The 25,323-nt window shown below is 38.8% G+C and carries 16 protein-coding genes; 4 read left to right on the plus strand and 12 right to left on the minus strand.

Annotated features, from left to right (window positions below):
- Positions 1-408: 408 nt before the first annotated feature.
- Genes QSE00_RS15570 through QSE00_RS15580 form a run of 3 tightly spaced genes read left to right on the plus strand, consistent with a single transcriptional unit; the run spans position 409 to position 7,711 of the window.
- Positions 409-3,432 (plus strand): SusC/RagA family TonB-linked outer membrane protein, encoded by a 3,024-nt coding sequence (locus QSE00_RS15570; RefSeq protein WP_286106639.1) that lies wholly within the window; start codon positions 409-411, stop codon positions 3,430-3,432.
- Positions 3,433-3,443: 11 nt separating this feature from the next.
- Positions 3,444-4,832, plus strand: coding sequence for a RagB/SusD family nutrient uptake outer membrane protein (locus QSE00_RS15575; protein ID WP_286106640.1), 1,389 nt, complete (start codon positions 3,444-3,446; stop codon positions 4,830-4,832).
- 20 nt (positions 4,833-4,852) lie between these two features.
- Positions 4,853-7,711: a M16 family metallopeptidase gene (locus tag QSE00_RS15580; protein WP_286106641.1), complete on the plus strand. Its 2,859-nt coding sequence runs from the start codon at positions 4,853-4,855 to the stop codon at positions 7,709-7,711.
- A 64-nt stretch (positions 7,712-7,775) separates the two neighbouring features.
- Here the strand turns inward: QSE00_RS15580 and QSE00_RS15585 are convergent, their stop codons facing one another.
- The 4 genes from QSE00_RS15585 to QSE00_RS15600 form a co-directional block, all read right to left on the minus strand.
- Positions 7,776-8,072, minus strand: a complete 297-nt coding sequence (locus QSE00_RS15585; RefSeq protein WP_286106642.1) for a DUF6520 family protein — start codon at positions 8,070-8,072, stop codon at positions 7,776-7,778.
- A gap of 97 nt (positions 8,073-8,169) precedes the next feature.
- Positions 8,170-8,646 (minus strand): MauE/DoxX family redox-associated membrane protein, encoded by a 477-nt coding sequence (locus QSE00_RS15590; RefSeq protein WP_286106643.1) that lies wholly within the window; start codon positions 8,644-8,646, stop codon positions 8,170-8,172.
- A gap of 106 nt (positions 8,647-8,752) precedes the next feature.
- The gene (locus tag QSE00_RS15595) at positions 8,753-9,706 is read right to left on the minus strand and encodes a helix-turn-helix transcriptional regulator (protein ID WP_286106644.1); all 954 of its coding nucleotides are present in this window, start codon (positions 9,704-9,706) and stop codon (positions 8,753-8,755) included.
- A 77-nt stretch (positions 9,707-9,783) separates the two neighbouring features.
- The gene (locus QSE00_RS15600; RefSeq protein WP_286106645.1) at positions 9,784-10,161 is read right to left on the minus strand and encodes a DUF7793 family protein; all 378 of its coding nucleotides are present in this window, start codon (positions 10,159-10,161) and stop codon (positions 9,784-9,786) included.
- Positions 10,162-10,385: 224 nt separating this feature from the next.
- Here QSE00_RS15600 and QSE00_RS15605 point away from each other — a divergent pair, with 224 nt between their 5' ends.
- Positions 10,386-12,812 carry an aminotransferase class I/II-fold pyridoxal phosphate-dependent enzyme gene (locus tag QSE00_RS15605; RefSeq protein ID WP_286106646.1) on the plus strand — a complete coding sequence of 809 codons (2,427 nt, stop codon included), beginning with the start codon at positions 10,386-10,388 and terminating at the stop codon, positions 12,810-12,812.
- 367 nt (positions 12,813-13,179) lie between these two features.
- Here QSE00_RS15605 and QSE00_RS15610 read toward each other — a convergent pair whose 3' ends face one another.
- The 8 genes from QSE00_RS15610 to QSE00_RS15645 all read right to left on the minus strand — a co-directional run bounded on the left by QSE00_RS15610 (position 13,180) and on the right by QSE00_RS15645 (position 24,945).
- Positions 13,180-13,629 (minus strand): ferritin-like domain-containing protein, encoded by a 450-nt coding sequence (locus tag QSE00_RS15610; RefSeq protein ID WP_286106647.1) that lies wholly within the window; start codon positions 13,627-13,629, stop codon positions 13,180-13,182.
- Between the two features lie 338 nt (positions 13,630-13,967).
- Positions 13,968-14,369 carry a VOC family protein gene (locus QSE00_RS15615; protein WP_286106648.1) on the minus strand — a complete coding sequence of 134 codons (402 nt, stop codon included), beginning with the start codon at positions 14,367-14,369 and terminating at the stop codon, positions 13,968-13,970.
- A 332-nt stretch (positions 14,370-14,701) separates the two neighbouring features.
- The gene (locus tag QSE00_RS15620) at positions 14,702-14,953 is read right to left on the minus strand and encodes a SemiSWEET family sugar transporter (protein ID WP_286106649.1); all 252 of its coding nucleotides are present in this window, start codon (positions 14,951-14,953) and stop codon (positions 14,702-14,704) included.
- A gap of 50 nt (positions 14,954-15,003) precedes the next feature.
- Complete coding sequence (locus QSE00_RS15625) at positions 15,004-16,470, minus strand: type III PLP-dependent enzyme domain-containing protein (protein WP_286106650.1); 1,467 nt, start codon at positions 16,468-16,470, stop codon at positions 15,004-15,006.
- Positions 16,467-18,287 (minus strand): FAD/NAD(P)-binding protein, encoded by a 1,821-nt coding sequence (locus QSE00_RS15630; RefSeq protein WP_110355423.1) that lies wholly within the window; start codon positions 18,285-18,287, stop codon positions 16,467-16,469. Before QSE00_RS15630 ends, QSE00_RS15625 begins: the two co-directional genes overlap by 4 nt.
- The gene (sbnA, locus tag QSE00_RS15635; RefSeq protein ID WP_110355422.1) at positions 18,274-19,299 is read right to left on the minus strand and encodes a 2,3-diaminopropionate biosynthesis protein SbnA; all 1,026 of its coding nucleotides are present in this window, start codon (positions 19,297-19,299) and stop codon (positions 18,274-18,276) included. The genes QSE00_RS15630 and sbnA overlap by 14 nt, the downstream gene beginning before the upstream one ends.
- Positions 19,300-19,728: 429 nt before the next feature.
- Positions 19,729-20,181 carry an arsenate reductase family protein gene (locus QSE00_RS15640; protein WP_110355421.1) on the minus strand — a complete coding sequence of 151 codons (453 nt, stop codon included), beginning with the start codon at positions 20,179-20,181 and terminating at the stop codon, positions 19,729-19,731.
- A gap of 810 nt (positions 20,182-20,991) precedes the next feature.
- On the minus strand, positions 20,992-24,945 hold the full coding sequence (locus QSE00_RS15645; RefSeq protein ID WP_286106651.1) for a hybrid sensor histidine kinase/response regulator transcription factor: 3,954 nt from the start codon (positions 24,943-24,945) through the stop codon (positions 20,992-20,994).
- Positions 24,946-25,323: the final 378 nt, after the last annotated feature.

A 25,323-nucleotide genomic window follows, 5' to 3' on the forward strand; every position in this document is an offset into this window, starting at 1 on the left:
GGTTTGCATTGAACTGGTATTATCAGTTCATTTATTATGGGATTTCTGTTGTACCAATTTTTCCGGAACCCGAAAATCTTTTTATCCCATAATCCACGATCCACACATTTTTGGCATCCGGCCAAATAACGACAAAGCAACCTAAAGACCCTTAGGTCTGCCCATTTGTCCTATTAGCTATAATTAAAACAGCTTTGGGGCAGGAGGGAAGGCCTACCTATGGCCAGGAAACAGTTACTTTTTTAGGTAAACTATGTCCCTTGCCATTATATAAGCATACCATAAACAGTAAATACTTTATGCCCATGACATAGAACTTCAATAAAAAATGCCTCCCAAACCCAGTTGACGCAAACGTTTGGAAGGCCTAGACTACATAAAACTAAGTTTCATCTAATCTTCAAAATTATGAAAAATAATCCTGAATACAGGGATATTCTAAGTCTTTGCTTACTATTTATCTGCTTTTTTATTCCCCCTCCTTACTTTGCCCATTTCCCCCATGGGCATGGTTTTAAATCTTTTTTCAACCTGGATACCCAGCAACAGTACCAGCTTAGTGGTACCGTCACCGATAGTTACGGACCCATGCCAGGGGTACATGTACTTATCAAGGGTACCAATACCGGTACCTTCACCGATCCAAATGGGGGCTATTCCCTTTTGGTAAACAATAAGGATATCCTAGTCTTTTCCTATCTGGGCTACCACAGCAGGGAACTTCCCGTACTGGGCAGGACCACCCTGGACGTAGAGATGCAGTCCGAGGTCACGGAGCTTCAAGAGGTTGAAGTCAATGCCGGTTACTATACAGTAAAGGAAAGGGAACGCACCGGGAGCATCAGCAGGGTCACGGCCAAGGAAATTGAACTACAGCCTGTTGTTAATCCATTGCAGGCATTACAAGGGCGAATGCCGGGTGTGGAGATCATACAACCCAGTGGTGTTAGCGGGCTTGCTGCAAGCATTAGGATACGCGGACGAAATAGCCTAAGGTTTGAAGGTGATTACCCACTGTTTATTGTGGACGGGGTTCCGGTGAATTCAAGCCCCATAAGCAGCATTAATCCCTTTGCCAGTAGTTCTGGAATAGACCCCTTGAACACCCTAAATCTCTCTAACATCCAAAGCATCGAGGTACTTAAGGATGCGGACGCCACGGCCATTTATGGTTCCCGAGGGGCCAATGGAGTAGTTCTGATCAGCACCAAAAAAGGTACCGGAAACAAAGGAAAGACCTCCTTGGATGTAAAATTCTATTCAGGCCTGCCCAGCGTTTCCAATCGAATGCAATTATTGAATACCGCGGAGTACATTAGGGTAAGAACAGAGGCCTTTGAGAATGATGGAATAACGCCAACAGAAACAAGAGCACCCGATCTGGTACTTTGGGATCAAAACAGAAATACAGATTGGCAGGATGTACTTTTAGGGGGAACCTCTACCATTAGCGATCTGAACATGTCCGTTTCCGGAGGAAATGACAATACCACTTATGTACTGGGAGGATCCTATCATAAGGAAGGCACTGTATTTCCTGGGGATTCTGGCTACAAGAAGATTAGCGCCAATTTTAATTTGAACCATAGTTCTACGGACAGAAAGTTCCATATTAATTTTTCCACGAATTACGGAGTGGATAACAACAAACTCTTTTTTGGAACCAATTATGTACATTCAGCATTGACACTGCCTCCCAATGCACCTGAACTTTATAATTCCGAGGGCGGTCTTAATTGGGAAAATGGTACCTGGACCAATCCCTTGGCTACATTATATGCGCCACAAACCATTCAAACCGATAATATCCTTTCCAACTTAAGTATTTCTTATGAGTTATTATTGGGGTTAAGGTTCAAGGCAAATTTGGGGTATTCCAATCTTAACAGCGAGGACAAGACCAGAAATCTGATGGACTCCTATGATCCCGATACATGGGACAGGGTAACCCTTACTTCCTATCATTCCTTTACCAAGAGAAAATCTTGGATCCTGGAACCCCAGCTTACCTACAACAGGGGATTCAAAAAATTGAACCTGGATGTTCTGGGAGGACTCACAATTCAAAACAACCAGAACAGCAAATTATCTATGGAAGGGAGCGGCTATAGTGATGACAGTGTGGTAGGCAACCTTGAAGCGGCAGATGAGGTACGGGTAAGTAACAATGAGAACATAAGCTATAAGTATGCCGCAATATTTGGTCGGTTGGGAATAAATTGGGATCGGAAATACTTTTTAAACTTAACGGGCAGAAGGGATGGTTCTTCCAAATTTGGGCCTGGAAAACGGTTTGCCAATTTTTGGGCCATTGGCGGTGCATGGATATTTGCAGGGCAACGGGCCCTTAAAAATAGTCCTTCCTTCCTCAGTTTTGGCAAAATAAGGTCAAGTTATGGTACAACTGGCAGCGATCAAATACCGGATTACGGATATATGGATACCTATGAACCAACACTGGGCCCAGGAGGCCTATATCCTACACAACTTTACAATCCGGACTATTCCTGGGAGATAAACAAAAAGCTGGAAGCATCAATCCAATTGGGCTTTTTTAAGGACCGGGTAAATGTGGACCTAAGTTGGTACAGGAATCGATCTTCCAATCAATTGGTTGGATACCCGCTTCCCAGTATAACCGGGTTTACTTCGGTGCAGGCTAATCTACCGGCCCTAATTGAAAATACCGGATGGGAATTGGCATTGTCAACCTTGAATTTTCAGGCCAAAAATTTTTCATGGCGAACTTCCTTGAACCTTACATTTCCAAGCAATAAGCTGTTGAAATTTGATAATCTGGACCTTAGTCCATATCGCTTTACCTATAAAATCGGGGAGCCATTGGATGTGGCCTTTCTCTATAAGTATAGCGGAATTGACCCTACCAACGGTCGCTATTCCATAACCGATGTCAACGAGGATGGCCGTTACGATTTCGAAGATCAAACGGTAATAAGGAATATGGGAAGAAAATACTATGGAGGCATCCAAAATACCATAAACATCAAGAAATTTAACCTATCATTCTTTATGGAATATGTGAAACAGGATTCCTATTTGTCCGACCTAACCATTACCCCAGGTCGCTTTGGCAATAATACAACACAAGTCCTTGATCCATGGCGACAAGAAGGGGATAATCCCAAGGTTCAAAAATTATCACAATCCATAACTTCCTTTTTGGCCTATAACAGGGTTTTGAACAGTGATCTGTTCGTGGGTGATGCATCCTTTCTAAGATTAAGGACCCTTTCACTATCCTATCAACTTCCCAATAGGATCTTAAGCCATATAAAAGTAAATACATGTACTCTTTTCGCTCATGCTCAGAACCTCTTTACCATCACCAACTTTAAAGGCTTGGACCCGCAAGGTGGAAAAGTGGTCCCGCCATTGAGAACGATTACATGTGGAATACAACTTAAACTTTAAATTCTATTATTATGCAATACAGATCATATATAATGCTCATCCTCTTATGTTTTTCATATACTTCTTGCGAAGATTTGGTAGAGGTGGATATCCCCGACCATAAAATTGTAAGTGAGACCGTGTTCAGTAATAACGAAACCGCAAATAGTGCTGTTTTGGGGATATACAATGAACTGTCCCGTTCCGCTTTCTCCAGTGGTTTTGTGAACTCCATAACGGTATTGGCGGGACTATCCTCGGACAATCTCCGGTCAACTGTATCAAGTGCCAATCGAGTAGATTTTGAGGAAAATGAAATCCTAATTCAGAATAGCAATAACCTAGGAATTTGGTCAAGTGCATATTACATTGTCTACATGTGCAATGCGGTACTGGATGGCTTAAACACCTATACCGGGGTTAGCGAAACCATGAAACAAAAGCTCATTGGCGAGGTAATTTTTGTTAGGGCGTTCACCTATTTCCAATTGGTCAATCTATATGGCGACCTGCCATTGATCCTTAGCTCGGATTACCGCAATAATGCCAATAGGTCCAGAAATCCAATTGACGAAATCTACGATCAAATAGAGGAAGACCTTCTCAGGGCCATTGAACTTTTGGATACCAATTATGAGAATGGGGAGCGCCTACGCCCCAATAAGTTTACGGCCATGGCTCTCTTGGCAAGGGTCTACCTATACCTAGAAGATTGGGAGAAAGCCGAGAATTGGAGTGGACAAGTAATAAATGGTACGGAGCACTTTGGCATCTTGAACGATCTAAATGCCGTTTTCCTCGCCAATAGTCGGGAAGCCATTTGGCAGATTTCACCTAAGGGCAGGGGAGAGATTGGATCCCACACACGGGAAGGTAATGTCTTTATCCTCCTAACCAATACGGGTAATGTGGCCCTTTCGGAAGACCTTTTCGCGGCATTTCCAGACAACGACCTCAGAATTCAAAACTGGATCGGGATCTATGATACCGAAAATGAAAGGTACTATTACCCTTTCAAGTACAAAATAAAAAATGCTATAGGAGACGCTACGGAATACAGTATGGTTCTAAGATTGGCGGAACAGTACCTGATACGGGCAGAGGCCCGCACAGAGCAGGGAAAACTACCAGGGGCCATAGCAGATCTGGACATAATAAGGCAACGGTCAGGCCTGGAGCCCATAGCCATATTGGATCCCAATATTGCACAAGATGAGCTTTTGGAAGCGATCATGAAGGAGAGAAGGAGGGAGTTGTTTACGGAATGGGGTCATAGATGGTTGGATCTAAAACGCACCGAAAAGGCTACTGAAACACTAGGCCCAATAAAGCCACTTTGGCAGTCTACCGATGTTAATTACCCTATTCCAGAAGAAGAGATCAGAAAAAATCCGAACATGACGCAAAATCAAGGGTATTGATCCTATTTAAGCTAAAAGCCATGAAAAAAACTACCATAATATTCCTATTGATAAACATAATATGTTTACATGCAGTAGCCGTGCACTCCGCACAGACAAAGGATTCCATTCCATTGGATCCGACCATTCGGTACGGAAAACTGAACAATGGCCTATCCTATTATATAAAATCCACCTCGGATAGGTCTTCACAAATAGACATGCGATTTGTTGTAAGGGTCGGGTCTGCTATGGAAGAAACCAGCGAATCGGAATTTGCCCATATTATGGAACATTTGGCCTTTACCGCAGGAAAGCACATTTCCAGGGGAAAGAGTTCCGAGCTTTTTGATAGGATAGGGATGGGGTTTAGTCAATTGAACGGTCATTGCTATGACTATTTCACTGATTATAAGATGGTCGTATCCGCCAAAAACAGGGAGGCCATAAACACTGCGCTCTTATTTTTTCATGATATAATATGGGGTTTGCAACTAAATGAGGAACTCATTGATATGGAGCGTATAGCTGTACTTAACGAAATTTATGACCAGAATTGGGACGCTCCTGTCTTGCTAAATTTTATGGAAAGGGAAATTCAGGGAGCAAGTGTTATACAACCAAAAAATTATAGGGATCATTTAAAAACATTCGACCCGGATTCCTTGATCAAGTTTTACAAAAAATGGTACCGACCTGATCTGATGTCCTTAGTTATTATTGGAGATATTGAAAATATGGGTGAGCTTGAGCATGGGTTAAAGGCGAAATTCTCCAATAATATCACGGACCGTTTAAAAATTCCGGCTAAGGACAAACATCGGGAATATATGCAACAAGCACAAAAATTTATAAAAAGGCCTTATGAAACGGCTTTGACGGACTCCAAAAGTGGGAATGCCATTTTCAGTTTATATAAGCGATTAAAAAAAAGAAGTAATAACAATTCTGTTGAGGGATTAAGGGAAAACCTGATCCAAACGCTTTTTATCGATATGTTGAACGGTCGATTCAACGAAAAGCAAAGTGCATACAATGTTTCTTTTAAGACCAGGAGCAAAATAATAGGACCAGCCATAGCCCTTAAATTGCACATTGCTGTAAAAGGGGGACCAGAGAAGGAAGCTCTAAAAAAGGTAATGGAAACCTTGAGAGTGATCGAGATCTATGGTTTTTCCCAAGAGGAATTTGAAAAAGCAAAGCAAGATCTGCTGGTATCAATAACCAATGAGGATACTACCACGATCCACTATTGGAAGAACGAAATAATTGATCATTTCGTTTATGGCACTCCATTGCCACAGAACAAGCAAATGTTACTTGGCAAAATCCTTAAAGATTTGACTTCAGCGGATTTTAACGATGCTATCAGAACATATGTAGAGGACCAACCTGATGACATTGTAGTTTTGGCTCCGTCCGGACATACTGCCCTATCAATTTCTGAAAAGGAAATAAGAGAATGGCTTTTAGAGGTAGATAGGACACCTCTACATCCATATACCCCTCCCCAAGTTCCGAAGGAGCTGATGGATACCTCGGCCTTAGATAAATTGACCGAAATATCATCAAAAAAAATAAACTCTAAAATTCCGGGAACAATTGGTTATGTCCTGAACAATGGCGTTAAGGTCATCCTAAAATCCTATCCGCAGCCTTCTAGCGTTACACCTAACAAGAAAAACACGATCAGCTTTCATGGTTATACGTATAAAGGGGCCTATCATTTTCCCGAGGAGGATTATTATTCAGCGATCAATAGTTCGGCCATAGTTAAAAATGTAGGGGTAGGAAGGTTGGATAAGTTCCAACTCTCCAACTATCTTGATCATATTAACTTTAAGGGACACGTTGATCCTTATGTGGGAAATACCGAAACGGGAATTCGGGGATATGTCAACCACAAAGATTTGGAAACGGCCATGCAGTTGGTCTATTTATATTTTAAAGCCCCCAATATCAGTAATAGTGATATTGCCTTTAAGGACTGGAAGAAAACCCAAGTGGAATATTTCAAGAATTATGTACCTGACATAAATTACGAGGATTTTGAAAATACGATAAGGGAGGTTTTGCCCGATAATGAATTTCTTCCAAGGGGATCCAAGGCCTTAAAAGGAATAGAGCGGACCAATTTGTACAGGGCTATTGAGATTTATAATCAATTGTTTTCCAATGCTGGAGAATATACTTTCATGCTTGCCGGTGATTTTGTAGAAGATGAAGTTTTAAAGCTATGTAGGAGATATTTGGGCAATCTAAAGGCTATCGAGGGCAAGAAATTAAAAACGGAAGTTGAACCATCGCTTCGATCTATGAAGTTAGGCTGCATTTCGAGAACAGTGTCTTTGACCCAACCTTTGGAAACGGAAATGATCCATCTGATCCATGTCACTAAAACGGATGAATTGTTGGACTGGAAGGAAACGATAAAGATAGATTTACTAAGGCGGATAATGTCGGAGCTCTTGATGAGGAAGTTGCGTTTTGAATCTGAAAAGGGAGGGGTATATGCCGCAGGGGCAGGCTCCAATTATGTAAAATCCCACTACTATAACGAAATATCTATACGTTTAAGCTGTCTGCCCCAAGATACGGTAAGAATGATAGAGGAATCCAAACAAGTGGTAGATACACTGTTGATGTCACCTGTTGATGAAACATTGCTTGAGAATATGATTAATGGGATGTTACATTATACAAAAGAAGTTGACAGTTATAGTAGCACCTTAAACAAAATGCATGATTACGATAGATATGGCCTGTCCTGGGTGGATGGTTCTCAAAAAAAGAAGTATATAAAATCCTTAACACCCAAGGATATTTGGAAAATAGCCAACAAATATTTAAAAAAGGATCCATTGGTATTCAAGATGACATCGGCCAATAATAAAGAATAATTTTCAGATAGAAAAAAAGCGTACGGTACTGTAATAGTGTACCGTACGCTATTTATAAAACCGGTTAGTTTGAAGGGGCAGGGCCTTCAATGGGTTTTATATCTGTGCTACCCAAAGCTTCATCCTCCAAGTCCTGAGAATTGTACACCTGATAAGGGGTTTCGCTTGTATCCTCGGTAAAAATCACTACGCACTGTGAGCTTCCAAGGCCACAATCAACCTCTATTGCGTGCCAATTACTACCTACACGTACATATTTGGTTGCATAGTCTACTTCTTCCGTTGCATTTTCAAATGCAAACGACAGTGCTATGGCAAAAATAAATGCCAACATCGGTAATATCAATTTCAACTTTTTCATGATAATATAATTTTAATTAATAATAAGCGCCTACTCTCTTGTACAGGTTTTCGGTCTTCCCCCTGCTCTTGTTGCGCAACAAAATATCTTCATCATTTTAATTTTTTTTCGGTTCCATGGTCCTTGATGGATCTTGTCCCATGGTATTTTTTTTGAGGGAGGATGATATGGCCATCATGGCCAAAAGAAGCAATACCAGATTAAATACCAAATGCTGTTCCCAGGTCAATAGCGAGATAACACCTCCACAGGAACAGGGCCTATAAGGGGCAAAAAACACAATGGCAACGGTATAACCTGTAAATAGCAGCATAAGGCCCAGTGCTCCATATAATCCAATCATCCGGGTTCTGCGCCAGACCAACAACACGGCAACGGTAAGTTCCGATAGGGGTATGACCCAAGCGGCCAAAGAGGCCATGGCCTTGCCCCCAAGTACTGGTGAATTCCTGATGTTGTCATAGAACAAATGCCCTTCCATTAACTTGGTAAGTCCGGCATAAGTGAATAGAATAATTAAAAGCAGAGTAATGGCTTCTAAAATTACGGTGCTATGTTTTTGCTGCCATTTCATATCATTTGTATCGTTTTGATATTGAATGGTATAAAAGTAAGGTGGTCGATTTATCTCTCTGGGATAATAACTGTTCTGAAAAGGATTTGTTTTTATAATGTTGTGGTCAGGAGTTGGCCCTTAGATCTCTAGGCGTATATCCATACCGGGCCTTGAATTCACGTGAAAAATGGGTGGCGTTTTTAAATCCATTTTGCCTTGCGATCCGCTTAAACGGTTCATTGGAACCCTTCACCCATATATGGGCATTCCTCAGTCGCTCATTTTTGAGAAACTGAAACACAGTCATCCCAAACAACTCCTTGAACCCCCTTTTAAGTTTATATTCATTGGTGCCAAATTCATGGGCCAACTCCTTCAGGGACGGGGCGTTTTTGTCAAGGTTGTTTTTGAGATAGGTTCCTATAGCCCTGAAAGTTTCCAAATCCGATACATTTAGAAAAGACTTTTCTTCAATAAGATGTTTGGGTCTGGGGCGTCGTATTTGTTTTAAGATTTTGGATTGCAATTTTCTTTCCTGTAGTTCGGTGTTTTTAACAATATCCGAAGATATTAGCATATAACTGGGCGTGGAATAACCCTTTTGGGGCAGGTTAACAATCTTACAGTACGCAGGAAGCTGTAAATCCGATTTGGTCCTAAATACCAGTCGCATATTTTTTTCAAAAGCTTGGTCGGGTTTAAGAGCCTTGGTAAAATTGACCCATTTTTTTATCGATTCTTTTTCAAGAAGATTTACTAAGGGAAGATCTAGGAGCTCTATTTTTTTCCAGTGCAATAATTTGGTGACATCTTGGTTGATATAGACCATTCTAAAGTTCTTATCCAAGAAAAAAATCATTTGCACCAAGTGCATATAGGAGTCGTGCATATTAACATACCCTTGGTGCAGAAAGGAATCCTTTATTTCTTCAGCAACAATATTCACGATGGCAGAGAGAGCCTCTAGTTCGTCCTGCTTATCGGTTCTTTCCAAGCGATAGGAAAAGTTGCCCCTTGATATTTCTATCAACAGTTGAAAAACTTTGTTAAGCCTATTGTTATAAGTTAGGTTCTCCATGGATTCACAGGCTATGTTACTACATTAAAACACTTCAATTATGGATCTTGGATTTTGTTATTATGCAGCTTGTCCATTCATTCAATAAATTCCAAAAGAAACTCCATTCCTTCCAACTCATTTCCAACTACCTTGGTGGGAATGGGAGGTATGTTGGCAATCAGGTATAAATCGGTCAACATCTGGGAAAGGGGGGTATCGGAAATAAAGGCCACAGCCTTGGTAAGCAAAGAGCCTTCGGTAGCCAGATATCTTCTGGCATCCTTATTAATATCCTTAATACCCCTTATATCACAAAGAATAGGGTAGGCCTTGCCCTTTTGCAGTTTTAAACGATCTGACACAATTTCCATAGCTCCGGCCAATTCGATAGCAATATTTTGTTTGTAGACAAAAAGGACAACTCCATTATCTATACAATACTCGGCATATTCATTTTCGAAACTATTTTTCATGGTAACTCTCCAAAAATGCAATTCAAAGTAATAATTTTTATACAAATTTTGTACGATTATCTATATAATAATATAGAACTTATCTCTAAGGGATTATTAATGTTCCAAAAGGGATTTATTTCGTGCCACAAGGGGTTTTAGTGGTGTTATAATGTTGATTATATGTACTTTACACCTTAAAACAAACTGTTTATTTAGAGGTCACCTTATAAAAGAGCCAAAAAATGGCGAAGATAAAACACAACAATTTTCTTGATACTGTAGACAGTGTATTCAACGATGCCAAAAGGCAGGGAGTACTACATCTATATGCCGAGGGAGACCGATTGACCGGTAGGCATATACGCATTGGACAAAGGAATCTTTTTCACTTCGGAACCACCGTATATTTGGGCCTGGAACAGGATCAAAGATTAAAAAAAGCCGCTATGGACGCTATCGATCGATATGGCACACAATTCCCACTTTCAAAAACCTATATTTCACATCCGTTGTACAGGACTCTGGAAGAAAAGCTTACCGAAATGTATTCCACCCCAATAATAATTACTAAAAATAGTACCCTGGGACATTTGGGGGTCATACCCAGTGCCGTTGCGGATCAGGATGCCATCGTTCTAGATCATCAGGTGCATTGGAGCGTACAAAGTGCTGTAAAACTTCTAAAATCCAGGAGCATTCCAATCGATATGATCAGGCATAACAATCTGGAAATGTTGGAGGATAGGATTAGAAAGCTTTCATCGAAACATAGAAGAATCTGGTATATGGCAGATGGAGTATATTCCATGTTCGGTGATGTTTCACCTATTGCGGAACTAATAGAACTTTCTAATAAATATCCACAACTACACCTTTATTTTGACGATGTTCACGGTATGAGTTGGATCGGAAAGAATGGAACCGGATATGTACTGGATAATTTAAAGGAGCTTCCTGAACAAATTTTACTCTTTGGAACTTTGAGCAAGACTTTTGGTGCAAGCGGTTCCGTACTTACGTGCTCCAATGCCAAAATGTACGCGAAAATTAAAAATTTTGGAGGACCCTTGACTTTTTCAGCCCAATTGGAACCGGCATCCGTGGCAGCTGCCATTGCTTCGGCCAACATACACTTGTCACCAGAAATCTATTCCCTCCAGGCCGATCTCGAAGAGCGTATAGCGTATTTTAATATGCTCCTTACACAATCGGACCTCCCACTGGTTGAAAAGAACAATTCACCTGTATTCTATATTGGTACCGGAATGCCAATAACAGGTTATAATTTTGTAAACAGGATGATGCAGGAAGGATATTTTGTCAATTTGGGATTATTCCCCGCCGTCCCTGTAAAAAATACCGGTGTACGTATCACTATTTCAAGACATAATCAACAGGAAGAAATCAAAGGCTTAGTAGAGGCCATGCAATATCATTACCCCCGTGCCCTGGAAGCAACTTATAGCTCGGACGAAAAGGTAAGGTCCGCTTTTAAACTGCCAACACTTGACATAAAAAAAATAGATAAAAAGTCGAAGAATAATCTGAAAGTTCAGTACACCAATAGTATTTCCAAAATACCTAAAAATAGCTGGGATGCCTTATTAGGGGAATACGGTATTTTCGATTGGGAAGGGCTACGATTTTTGGAAGCACTTTTTTCGAAAAACAAAAAGAAAGAAGAAAATTGGGGATTTCACTATTATATTTTTAGAGACCTAATGAACAAACCCGTCCTGGCTACTTTTTTTACCTACTCCCTTTGGAAGGACGATATGTTGGCCCCTGAATCGGTCTCCCGGAAAGTAGAGGAATCAAGACAACAGAACCCCTATCTCATGACATCAAATGTTCTCGGAATGGGGTCCTTGTTTACGGAAGGAAATCACATGTATTTGGATACTTCGCATGCCTTATGGCATGAAGCTTTACTACAGATGTTGAATGCATTGGAGGCATTGGACCATAAGTTAAATACCAAAATGTTGGTGTTTAGAGACTTTATCAAAGATGATAAACTTCATGATTTTTTTCATAATCATGGTTTTATACAAGTATCCATGCCAGATTCGAGTATCATAACCAAACTAAATTGGCAAGACAGTTCAACCTATATTTCAAACCTAACCAAACGCTCCAGAAGTCATTTTAGAAAAGATATCGCTGCTTATGAAGAGCGGTTTAGGGTAGAGGTCAAGGATAAAATCGACCCACATGGGCACGACCATCTATTTAATCTTTTGGAGAACGTTAGACACAACAATCTAGGGCTAAACACCTTTTCATTTCCTAAAAAAATATTCAAACTCATGAACGATCATCCAGGTTGGGAATTTATAACTCTTAGACTGAAGGCAGCTTTTTCCAAAGATGGAAGAGAACTAATGGTAGGGGTAATGTTCTGTTATAAAAATATTGGTAAAGGCTATGTTCCTGCCTTTATTGGAATGGACTACGAATATGCTAAAGTACACCAAATATATCGTCAGCTATTATTCCAGACCATTAAGCGGGCAGGGGAGATAGGATGTAAAAAGATTCCATTTGGAATGACCGCTGCCTTTGAAAAAAGAAAATTGGGAGCAGAGACCATTTCAAAGTTTGCCTATATCCAATCCAAGGACAACTATAGCTTGGAATTGGTCGGGATGCTTGAAAACAACGATTAACAGAAGTATTCTTTATTAATTGGAATTTTTATTGAAACCAACGAAATGAATTTATGGGACTTTAAGGTATTTAATAAAAGGTATTAAACCTCAGGGCAGACAGGCCCCGAACCCAATAATAGGAATCGACCCTAGGGTCGAGGTATAGAACCTAGATCCCGCCGAAAAAGGCGGGATTAGTTCAACTTGCAACGGAGTCAGGGTTCGGATTGCACCTTAGCATGCAAATTTAAGGAAGAAAAGTGTATAGGACAGAGCAATTTAATACCTGGAACTATAATCGTCAAAGAATTTTGTGTACCGGTAAATAAAAAAAGCCGTTCCAATTTAATTATTGGAACGGCCTCACTAAGATGGGAGACATGGACTATCTCAGATCTTCCAATGTTTTTATTCGTTGCAGATCTTGCCTAAGCTGATCCCTTTGTCTTCTTATTACATTGGCTACATCCAGTGGTAAGCGACCATCCTCTAGAATATCATTGTATTCTTCAATGGCAGCGTTATCACCTCTAATAGCCTCTTCCAACATTGATTCAGCTTCATCGCCCGAAAAGAATGCCTTCACATCCATCCAAGTTCGGTGCAATGCCCCTAAGGTGCTACCATCAATTTCACGCCTAGTATTTACAGCCGGGACAACGGATTTTAACTCGACCAAAAATATACCTCGCTCACGGGCCTTATCTAGAAAATAGGTTTGCAGTCCTACTTCCGTGGTATTCTCGGCCGCCTTTTTATACCCCTTGATGGAATCCTCGTTTTTCTGAATGATATCATTTAATTGATCTTTAATATCTCTTACATTATTATACATATTTACAAATTTTATACGGTAACCAATAACGCCTACCGTTTGGCATAGTTTAAAATTACGATGCATTGTAACACAACATTAATTCAATACAAATAATTATGACCTCTAATAATTGTGATACAGCAGTTTTATGGTTTTCGGTTTCTACACTTGACCAGGGAAAGAAACATGCTAATTATTCAATTGAAAATTCGCTCATATTATATTCAAAGTCAATGGTGGATTTAAACGGGTATTTGGGCTTTGAAAAAGTGTAAAATCACAGCAGATCTCATCCATATAGAAGTTTTCATTTATGTTTTAAGGGTTGTTAAACATCCCCATTGGTACCCCTAGTTTCAAATATCACAGTTAATCATCCAATTGATTCCATATTTATCAGTAAAGCGTGCGAAAAGGGCGTTCCACTCTCTTTCCCGTAACCCATGGTGAATGCGGCCACCGGCCGATAATTTTTCATAAATAGCTTCCGCTTTTTCCTTTTGGTCCAAATCAATGCTCAAATGTATCTTACTGCCATCGGTCAAAGGAGTATCAGGTGCGGCATCATAGGCCATTAAATATACACCCTTGCCCTTGAGTTCAGCATGTTGTAATTTATCTCTAAAAGAAGATGGGACATCGATTTCCTTATCTGCATAAGTTTGTCTATTCCTAATTTCCGCATTGAAACAATCCGCGTAAAAATTGAGGGCCCCTTGACAGTTTCCCCCAAAAGCCAAATAAGCTTGTACAGTCATATCTTAAATTTTTAGTTTATGATAAATTTACTTTGGAAAGATCGATAAGTTTAATCGTAAAAGAATTGTCCTTAGTTCAAAAACTAAAGAGGGGAACTCTATGTTGCATTAATCTACCAATTAAATTTGGGTCATGGATTTCATAAAATTGTAAGGGATAAATTGGAAGCGACATGCTCTTAAAATACCTGTAACTATTCCTGCACATTTAGGCTGTTTATCCTTTTATCAGCAGACATGAAATCTATAATAAGTATAGGCATAGAGGTTAGGTCCCATGAAGTATGTATAAAACGTCAAGGAACATTTCTATTGGAAAATTATTTTTATGATCACTTGGAAAATTTAAAATAAAATAAAATCATCATACCATTCAATATAGCCGATATGCCATTGGTTATAATTATTGGCCAATCCATTTTAATTGTTCCATAAACCGTCCAAAGGATAACTCCTGTTAGGATTGTAGTAAACATCCATAGCGATATGTCGCCTACACTTTTGGTTCGGTATGCCTTAATTATTTGGGGCAACGCACCAATGGTTGTAAAAAATCCCGCAAATATTCCGATAATATCGGCCATACATTATAATATTTAAGAGTTATTCCATATGTATTATAAATAATTGATAATCAGTTATTTGAAATCGAATCGTCTGCCAATATTTGAGGAGGTTCATTATCTTTTGCTTCTTGTACATATAGGTTTGTAGACAGCTCAAAAAGGTGTGCTTCGGTTTCATAAAAATGCATCATGTAGCCACCGGTATTAACAAATACAACAAAATCCCCGATGTCGGGTAATTTTGGAAAAGAGAGTTTTCGTTTCAATAGGATATCTTGTTCCAAACAATATGCACCGGTAAAGAAAAGCTCCACAGAGCCAATATCACTTTCAGAATTTTGGTAAATGATATAGGGATCCACCAAGAAATCGGCACTAGAACTTTTTAATTGACTCATATTCATTTCCAATCCTACAAGCCAAGTGCCATTGGCATCCTGTTTTCTATGGGCCACAGTCGCAATCGTCAGCCCCACACCGTTCAACAATGAACGACCTGGTTCAATGCGCAACTGGATATTCTTTTCATTTAGGAGCTCATATACCGGAGGGTTGGAATCTTTTGTGTAAATTAGAATCTGCTCCAGAAATTCCGGTCCATTTATTTCATTGAAGAACGGATAGGTCTTCAAGTTTCCTTCTATGGAATTTCCAGTTTCAGCTATTTTAAAACCCAAACCATTATTCTTAAAGGTCAATGGCGGTTTTTCTTCCAATACAGCCAATTGCAAGCCTGTTTGAAAATCTTCCCACTCCTTTTTCGATTCAAGGTAATTTACCAAGATACCACCACCGATGTCCAAAAAGGTAATATTACATCCACATGCCTTTAGTTCATCCACAAATTGCAAAGTTTGAAGGATTGCCTCCGCACGTTGAACTATGGAATACCCGTCCAAATGAAAATGTAGGCCTTTAAGTAAAATGTTGGGGAATTCAGATTTCTGGGAAAACCATAACTTCAGGCGACTCCTCTCTCCTTCTATGTCGAAACCAAATCTGCTATACAATTTTTTACCTGCAACTATAAAACCGCTAAGGCGAATTCCAATGAGTGCAATTATATTCAGTTCCTTGGCAATTTTTTGGGTCAGCTTAAGCTCATCATGGTTGTCAATAATTATTACCACATTGTTCTGTATTGCCAATTTCAACATTTCCGATGTTTTAATGGCCGCTGTTAATACCAAGTATTCCGAATTTGCTCCAAGTTTTATTGATTGTTCAAGTTCATTAAAGCTGGCGGTATCCACTCCAATTTCAAAATCCAAGGCAGCTTTAACAAGACTCTTTGATTTATTTGCTTTTCTGGCGAAATAGATTCTGGAATCGATATTGTACTTTTTAAAAACCTCTTGGAAGGAATCAATATTGTGTTCAAAGGAAGGTATGTGGTGCAAATTTACTGGAGACTTATAATTTTTGATCAACTTTTTCACAAGATCTGTTTCGGCCATAATATCAATCATCCATGGATTGGTAACTGGGGTCAGGGGATATTGGCCATTGGATTTTGAATAGGATAAACTTTTCATGGTGCTTCTATTTTACTGTTTAACTGGATTTCGGAATATTTTTCTACGGTTCGCAAGGCCCATGAAGATGCAAAATTATTACACTCTCGCGAAAGTGAATCATTATCATATACTATGCCTTCAGTTAATGTTCCATATAAAGTAATATCATTATTGATATTCCCCTCTGGATCAACCAGTCTTCCACTTCTATCAATTTCCGGACAAGATGTGTTGTAGCTTTTTTTTCCGGGAACAATAAACTCCCTTAATAGCTCATTTTTTTGCATACCCTTCAATAAAGGCGACCAATCCGCTTGGGAAACATTGGTAGGAATACGTGCATCAACAAGCATTTCGGCTTCAACAGGCTTCCTGTTCTTCACCCCTAAATGCCATCTGTTTTGCTTCCAAAGAAGATTTGGTTTTTTAGCATAGTCCAAATTCAAAATTCCCGATTCTACCAGGGCCACTATTTTTTTCATATTGGTTAGGGGAGGGCCATAGGAAATTCTATTTAGTTGCGAACGAAAATTTTGTTCGAACATTTGGTGGGATTCTGCAGTCATTCCCCCAAAATTGTAAACACTCCTAAATAGTCCACTAATTTTTCCCCATGTCATGGCCGCCGCCATGAATGGACTTTTTTCTGATCCCAATTCGGCTTCTTCCACCAAATATCTCAAATAAGCCAAAGGCCCAAGTTTTACAGAGGGGTTTTGTATATCTACGGACCTGAACATATTTTCGAAACGAAATGGATACTCCTCCGTATAATCCTTGTGGAAATTCAAGATTTGACGCCTTAACCCATTCGCATTGTCTTCTGGGTACAATGTTAGCCCTTTGTTTTTAAAAGCTACAGTATAGTAACGATATTCGGTCTCTAATTTATATAATGGTAAAATATGCTTTAAAAAACAAGGTTTCTGCCCATTACCCATACTTCTGCGAATGGAATCATGTGTGAAGTAGACAGGCCGATATGCCTTTTTTCCTTCATCAACAGAACGGGGAACCATGGGAAGTCCAGTACGGGAAAAAGCATGTATAATGCTGGGCTCCTTATACGAAGGTTCATAGACAACCAAGTCATCATTTTTTGTCAAAAAACGACCTCCACGACCTTCTGTGAGCGCTAGCACAGCATCAATAAAAGTTAAACCCATGCCTTTGATCGCAACCGGAGTATTGCCTTGTACCTTAGATAATTTTAAATTAACCGGATAGATAAATGGTACGGTCGATTTTTCAGGGATCTTGGTCCCATCTCCATGTTTTCTTTCTTCAAAACTACCTTTCCAACTACAATGACCTGTGGATATTAAAATATTGTTTACAATAAGGGTTTGATCCTCTCCATCCATCGCTACTTTTAATCTCATTTTATAAGCTTCCTCCATTTTGGAAATATCAACAACAGCGCAGCTGTGTTTAATGATACGGTATGATTGGATACCCCGCTTATATAAATTTTCGAAACTGTCCTTTAAATATTTACCAACCAGTGACCGAGATGCAAATTGGTCATCATAGCTTGCCACTTTCTCAGGAGTTCTATTTGTTAACCACTCCGAAAAAGAGGGAGAATGTTCAACAACAGGCTTTAAATTTTCTGTTGGCCATACATCGATATTACGATTTGGATAGTTCATGAGTAAATAATCGGGCTGATTGGGATCATATATCGCTCCAGCTCCATAATTTCCCGATTTTTCAAATAAATGAACCTCTATTTCCTGTTCCCCTTCAATTTTGCCCAGTTGTGCCAGAAGTCGTTCAAAAGCATAAAGACCCTTGGGCCCCAAACCTACTATTGCGATTCTATAAGCTTTCATGTATAGGTATTTGAGTGTTGCTGTTGATCAAATCGCTAGGGTTAAAATGCAATGGAATTTGATCGATATCGAAATTTTGTCTAACCCATTGAGGATTATAGATTGTATCCAAGTAGCGTTCTCCCTTATCAGGGAATAAAAGTACAGACACAGAACCTTCGGGCAGTTTGTATTGATACTTAAGATAGGCAGAAACAACACCGCCTGAAGAACCACCGGCAAGAATAGCTTCATGGTGCAATAGTTTTACACAACCCCTTATACAATCAATATCCGCTACATGAATAACATCATGCACCTTATCCGGAACAAGAAAGTGGGAAGGCATGCCGGCACCATGACCAGGGATTTTTCTCGATTTGATTGGTCCACCAAATAATACGCTACCTATTGCATCAATAGCAACCAATTTTGTGCTTAGATTATGCTTTTGAATATAGTCTGCGCATCCCATAAGACTACCACAAGTACTGGTAGCAATAAAAATATAGTCGACCCGATTGTTTAGTGAATGCATTATTTCCCTCATGGTGTTGCTGTATGCTTTTGGGTTATTTGGGTTGCGGTACTGGTTAGACCAAACGCTATTGGGATCAGAATAAAGCAACTCTTGCACCTTCTCCAATCTTGCACCTAAAAAACCACCATCTGCTATTGGACGATCTACCATTATTAATTCGGCTCCATAGACCTCCAATAACTTGCGCGTATGGGGATTGAGGTTGGGATCTACCACTACTTTTAGTTTCAATCCATGAAATAAACAGGCCTGCGCTAGGCCTATAGCCATATTACCAGAACTTGATTCTATGACCGTTCCCCCTTTTTTTATTTTCCCATCCCTCATTAATTCAGAGATGATGCGGCTGGCAGACCGATCTTTCATACTACCGCCAGGATTGAAACCTTCCATCTTTGCATATACGAATCTATTGTCTTCAAAAATTCTTTTTAAATGGACCATTGGTGTATTGCCAATGGAATCCAATATATGGGAAGCTATCTTTTTCATAGGAGTAACATTATAGTTTTAACCAATGTTTGGCAGTCATAAAACAACCGCTAATTTTTTGGTAAGATAAATCCTAATTGAAGCTAATATTAACCTGATATCCATAATTTTTGCTGCGAATGATAAACGCTGGCAAAGAACCAACCAACAGGCATGGGAAGCCGATGTTTTTGATATTGGGGATTGAAAAATTTTAATATCGACCGTTATTCCAAAGTTGTGGTATCGGCTACAATTGTGGCCTCACTATTAAACAGAGGGGAACAATACAACTTGACCATTGTTTAGGTACAATTTATAAATAGTAGTGGGTAGTTTAATTATAACAAGTGCTGTATTATAGCGATGATACCCTTGCTCTATAACGCCATATCCATAACTTGAGCTATCATTTTTATAAAATAACCATGGTTATGGAGTTGGCAAATTTTAGATAAATCTCTCTTTATCTGTCGTAGATGAAGTTGTTGGAGGTTCATGGGCCATCTTTTTCTTCAACCCGGCGGAATCAACACTAAAAAATTTTAAAATTTCCGACCGACTCGAGATCAATTTTGCGGTATCGCCATTTATAATAATAGGACGCTGTAAAAGACTAGGATTTTTATTAATAAGCTTCAGCCAATCATCTGTAGAATAATTTTGATCTACAGGCAGATCTGTAAAGTGATCCTCCAAGCTTGGGAAAATTTCGGTGAAAGGCAAACCAAGATTTTCAATCACTTCAAGCCAAATGGTATCACTTAGTTGTTCTTGGGCAATATCGATCGATTCAACTTTCATTTTAGTTCCCTTTAAATAACCCAACAATTTCTTACCCAAAGGTGACAGTGAACTATAAATAAATGTAATTTGATTTTCATTACGCGCAAGGACAGACATATACACAAATTTTATTTTTGCCAAAATAGGGTATGACTTACGGATAGATTAGCCTAAAAAGTTTAAAAATTAATGTAAATCAATAAAGGGATGTAATTCTGGGCTCATTTTTGTTGCCTTCATATTACAAGATTCACTGCGTGCATCCCAAATGGGAATCCGGGGCAAGCATGGAAACCATAACAAGCTCCCGCTTGTTGGTTTTTTGTTTCCTTCATATTAAAGGATTCACTGCGTGCATCCCAAATGGGAATCCGGGGCAAGCATGGAAACCATAACAAGCTCGCGCTTGTTGTTTTTTTGTTTCCTTCATATTAAAGGATTCACTGCGTGCATCCCAAATGGGAATCCGGGGCAAGCATGGAAACCATAACAAGCTCCCGCTTGTTGGTTTTTTGTTTCCTTCATATTACAGGATTCACTGCGTGCATCCCAAATGGCAATACAGGGCAAGCATGGAAACCATAACAAGCTCGCGCTTGTTGGTTTTTTGTTTCCTTCCATTTACAGGATTCACTGCGTGCATCCCAAAAGGGAATCCGGGGCAAGCATGGAAACCATAACAAGCTCGCGCTTGTTGTTTTTTTGTTTCCTTCCGCCTCTTCGAAGTAAACTTCGGAGACTCCAGAAAACAAAAAACCCATAACTTTCGTTATGGGTTTCCTTTTGCGGAGAAAGAGGAACTGAAACCCTCTACGTACCGTGTTTATTATCAGATATTTACAATTTTAAAAATCATTAATACTCACCTAATTACGCACCGCCAATTAGAACCCCGCTCATTAGCTAAGAACATATCAAGTAAATACCCTAAGAATTCATGTACTCCGTTGGGGTCATATTGAATTGTTTTTGAAAATTCCGGCCAAAACTCGTTTGGGAATTGTATCCTACCATTTCTGAAACTTCATAAATTCTATATTCTCCTTTCTTTAGCAATTCCGCTGCTTTTTTTAAGCGGGCAATATTGATCAATTCATTCGGGCTAAGGTTAGACATTTCCTTTATTTTCCTATAGAGTGTTGACCTACTCATAAACATTATATCACTCAAGGTTTCCACACTTAGATCTGGATCCGAAATATGTTTGGAGATTACCTCGTCCAACTTATTTATAAACGTTTCATCCGTAGCCGTCAGTGCAATACTCTTAAGATGGGCTAGGGGAGAACTGGAATAGTACGCCATTATATTCTTTCGGTTTTCAATCAAGTTTTTAATTTGCACCCTAAGGTGCGATATGGAAAATGGTTTTTCCAAATAGGCGTCCGCACCGGATTCCAATCCTTCAATTTTTGCATTTAACGCCTGTTTGGAGGTTAAGAAAATTACAGGAATATGACTAGATTCCAAATTGCGTTTAACATTTCTACACAAATCATAACCATCCATTATTGGCATCATAACATCGGTAACCACAAGCTGGATATTTTTTAACTCTATAATCCTCAATGCCTCCTGTCCGTTGGTAGCCCTATAAACATTGTAAAGTTCTTTTAAATCGTTGGCAATAAAATCCAAAAGGTCGATACTATCCTCTGCAATTAAGATATTTGGTTTGGTTGCATCCTCCTCCATATTAAGCATTGCAACCTCTGATTTGTCACTTTCCAAAGATCGATCTTGCGAATAAAGTCTAAATTCTCTTTCTTGGTGAATGGGCAATTTTAAAACAAAGGTGTTCAGGGAGTTATTTTTGTTTTCCATTTCCAAATTTCCATTGTGTAGCTTGGTAAGTGAATGGGCCAAGGCAAGACCTATCCCCGTTCCATTCTGATTTTCGACCCCAGATACCCTGAAAAAAGGTTCGAATATTTTTTTTGAAAGATGCTCCGGGATCATATCCCCGTCATTCTGAACTGTGAGTATTAAGGTTTCCGAAGTTGTTTCCAAATTAACATTAACCTTTTTATGCGCATATTTTATAGCATTACCAAAAAGATTGCTCAATATCTTCTTTACGGCCTCGGCATCCACATAGGCAAATACCTCTGTTTCTCCCAAATTCAAATTACAATCGATATTTTTATCGTTGATTGCCTCACTAAAACGATTACAGGTTTTATTTATCAATTCAGTAATATTGCTCTCAACAAAGGTGAGACTAATACTTTCCATCTCAGTCTTTCTAAAATCCAATAACTGATTTACCAGATCCAAGAGTCTGGTGGTATTCTTCTGCATTATTGATAGATGGCCCATTGCATCAGGGGAATGATTATTATTATTAATCAATTTATCCAAAGGACTTTTTATAAGGGTCAAAGGAGTTCTTATCTCATGGGAGATATTGGTGAAAAATTCAATTTTTGCCTGATAAACCTCTTTCTCTTTTTTATTGCTTAGTTCCTTGATTCGCTGATTATTTTTTGATACAGTTCGCAAGTGATAGAATCTAATTATTAAAAACACCGCAATTGCCAACAAAATTAGATAAAGGGTATAGGCCAGATTACTTTTCCAAAAAATAGGTAAAACCTCTATTGAAAGGGGTTTGGACTTAGCACTCCAAATACCATTATTGGTCAAGGATTTAATGTTCAACGTATATTTGCCCGCTGCCAATTCAGTGAAGTGCACCCTATGATCCTTTTTTATTGGAATCCAGTCATCACTTATGCCTTTCATTTGATACATATACTCTGTAGATTCGGGACTTATATAACTTAGAGCGGCAAAATCTAGACTAAAGGAAGATTGGTTTGCGTTAAGTAACAAATTATCTAGAAAAGTTATTGATTTCTGCAATGGGGAATCATCTACTCCTACAATGGCCTCCTGGTTGCTAATTTGCAGTCCTGTAATTAAAATTGGGGGCACATAGGTATTATTGAGGAAGTTTTCAGGATTAAAACTTATCATTCCGTTAACGCTCCCAAAATACATTGTTCCATCCGGACTTTTGTAACCAGAATTATAATTGAATTGATCACTAAGCAAACCACTTTCCTTGGAATAGATTTTTTTTTGACCTGTTACGGTTTCATATTCCACCAATCCATTGGAGGTAGTTACCCAAAGTTCGTTATCCTTACCCGCCAACATGGAATAGAAAGCATTACTTGGGAAACCATCTTTGGTCCCGTATTTCTTAAAGGTTTTTTTAATTGGGTCGTATAGGTTCAATCCATTTTCTGTAGTAACCCAAATTGTATCGTTGTTATCTTGAAATATACCATTTATGTGATTATTGCTAATACCCTCGGTATCAACACTATTGTATATATAATTACCGTTATCACCAGTTTTTGGATCGTAATAAAACAAACCTTCGGAATAACTTCCAGCCCATAAAACTCCACTTTTGTCCTCAAAAAAGCAAGTATAATGTATATGTTCAGGAAAAGTCCCTACCATATCAAAATTATCGGTTTGTGAATTATAGGATTGAATTGAGGATGTGGATATTACAATAATATCATTTGTCCTAGTTTTATAAAGTGAGAAAATAAAATTACTGCGGAGAGTACTCCTGCCTCCCATATTGTAATGTGCTACGATTTTGTCCTGCTTAACGTCCAGTACATCCAACCCATGGTCAAATGTACCTATCCAAACCTTGTCCTCCATGGGAAGTACGCCGTGAATATTATAATGGGACAATATGCCTCCTTTATCCTTGGAGGTGTAATTTGTAAATCTTCCCGTTTCTAAATTGAACTTATTTAATCCCGCATCTTCTGTTCCTATCCATAAATTGCCCTTATTATCGGGACGAATTTCACGTACAGCATTTCCACTAATTGAATTTTCCGATGGGGACGGGAAATACTTCTTAAAGTGATTGTACTGGTTGGGATAATAGTTTACCCCACCAAAATAGGTTCCCGCCCAAACACTGCCCTCATCGTCCACTGTTAATGTGTATACGGCATTATCGGCCAGAGCATAAGGATTACCATAATCTTTTACCAAATTGGTATATACTTTTTCTTTAATATTATATAAATGAATACCAGATTCCGAGGCAACCCAAAGCTCCTCTTTTCCTTTCAATGCAAAATCCCTGACATAAATTGGTCCCTTTAATTCTTGAAGCATGTCTAAAATTTTACCCTCTAAAATATCATATGCTATTACACCATGATTCTGTGTACCCAACAAGATTACATGGTCATTCAAATTAAATAATCGGTTAATGCGAAATGGCAATTTAGGATCTCCCTGAACATTTATGCCATAACTTATAAAATTATTCGATACCTTATTATATTTATAAAGTTCATTACTAGATGCCGCTATGATTTCGTTATCAATTGTTTTTATGATAGCTGTGGCATTAAAAAATAGGTCTGTTGGAAAGGAATCGGTTTTCCCAGATTTAGAGTTATACTTGTTCAAAGTGCTGTTGGCAATATACCATAGATTACCATCAACGTCAGCCATGAGACCTAAAATTTGTTTGGCACTAGTTCCTCCCAACAGATCAAAATTTTCCTGTTTTTCGTTATAGCTATACAAACCATTATCCGTACCTACCCATAAGACATCCTCAAACTCATAAAGACATTCAATATAAGTGCCATGTAAACTTTTTACATCCTCAGAATTGTTTTGAAACAGTTTAAAGGTATAGCCATCGAATCTATTCAGTCCATTTTTAGTACCAAACCACATAAATCCATTCTTGTCCTGTAAAGAACTTAGTACCGTATTATGCGATAGACCATCCTCAACCCTATAGTGTTTAAAGTAAAACTCCTGTGGCCATAGGGAACAGGAAACAAGGGCAGCAACAACCAATAATTTAACACTCTTTTTCAACGCTTAACAATTTTGGGAAAATATAAAACTTTTTGTTCTACATAATGTTTCACCGTTCAACAATTTGGCTCAATAAGCGCATTTCTCTAGACAAAAGCAAGATTATGAATCATTTCGGGGAACTATTGAAACGAAATTCAAATTAAATCCATGTTAAAATGCTTCTATTTGTCGCAACTGCTAAATCAACAGTCTACATATATAGAATTAATATTATTATCAACAGCAACAGTGCAATATTATGATATCTGCAAATAATTAACCAAATATCTAATTCGGCACAGTATGCCATTAAAGATAAAAATATACTCATAGCTTAAATCTAAAAATGTTGACAGTTGAATTTCGAATAAAGCAGTCTCAAAAAAACCTTTTAAC

The organism is Arenibacter flavimaris (genome assembly GCF_030291335.1).
In the GTDB taxonomy this organism is placed as follows: domain Bacteria; phylum Bacteroidota; class Bacteroidia; order Flavobacteriales; family Flavobacteriaceae; genus Arenibacter.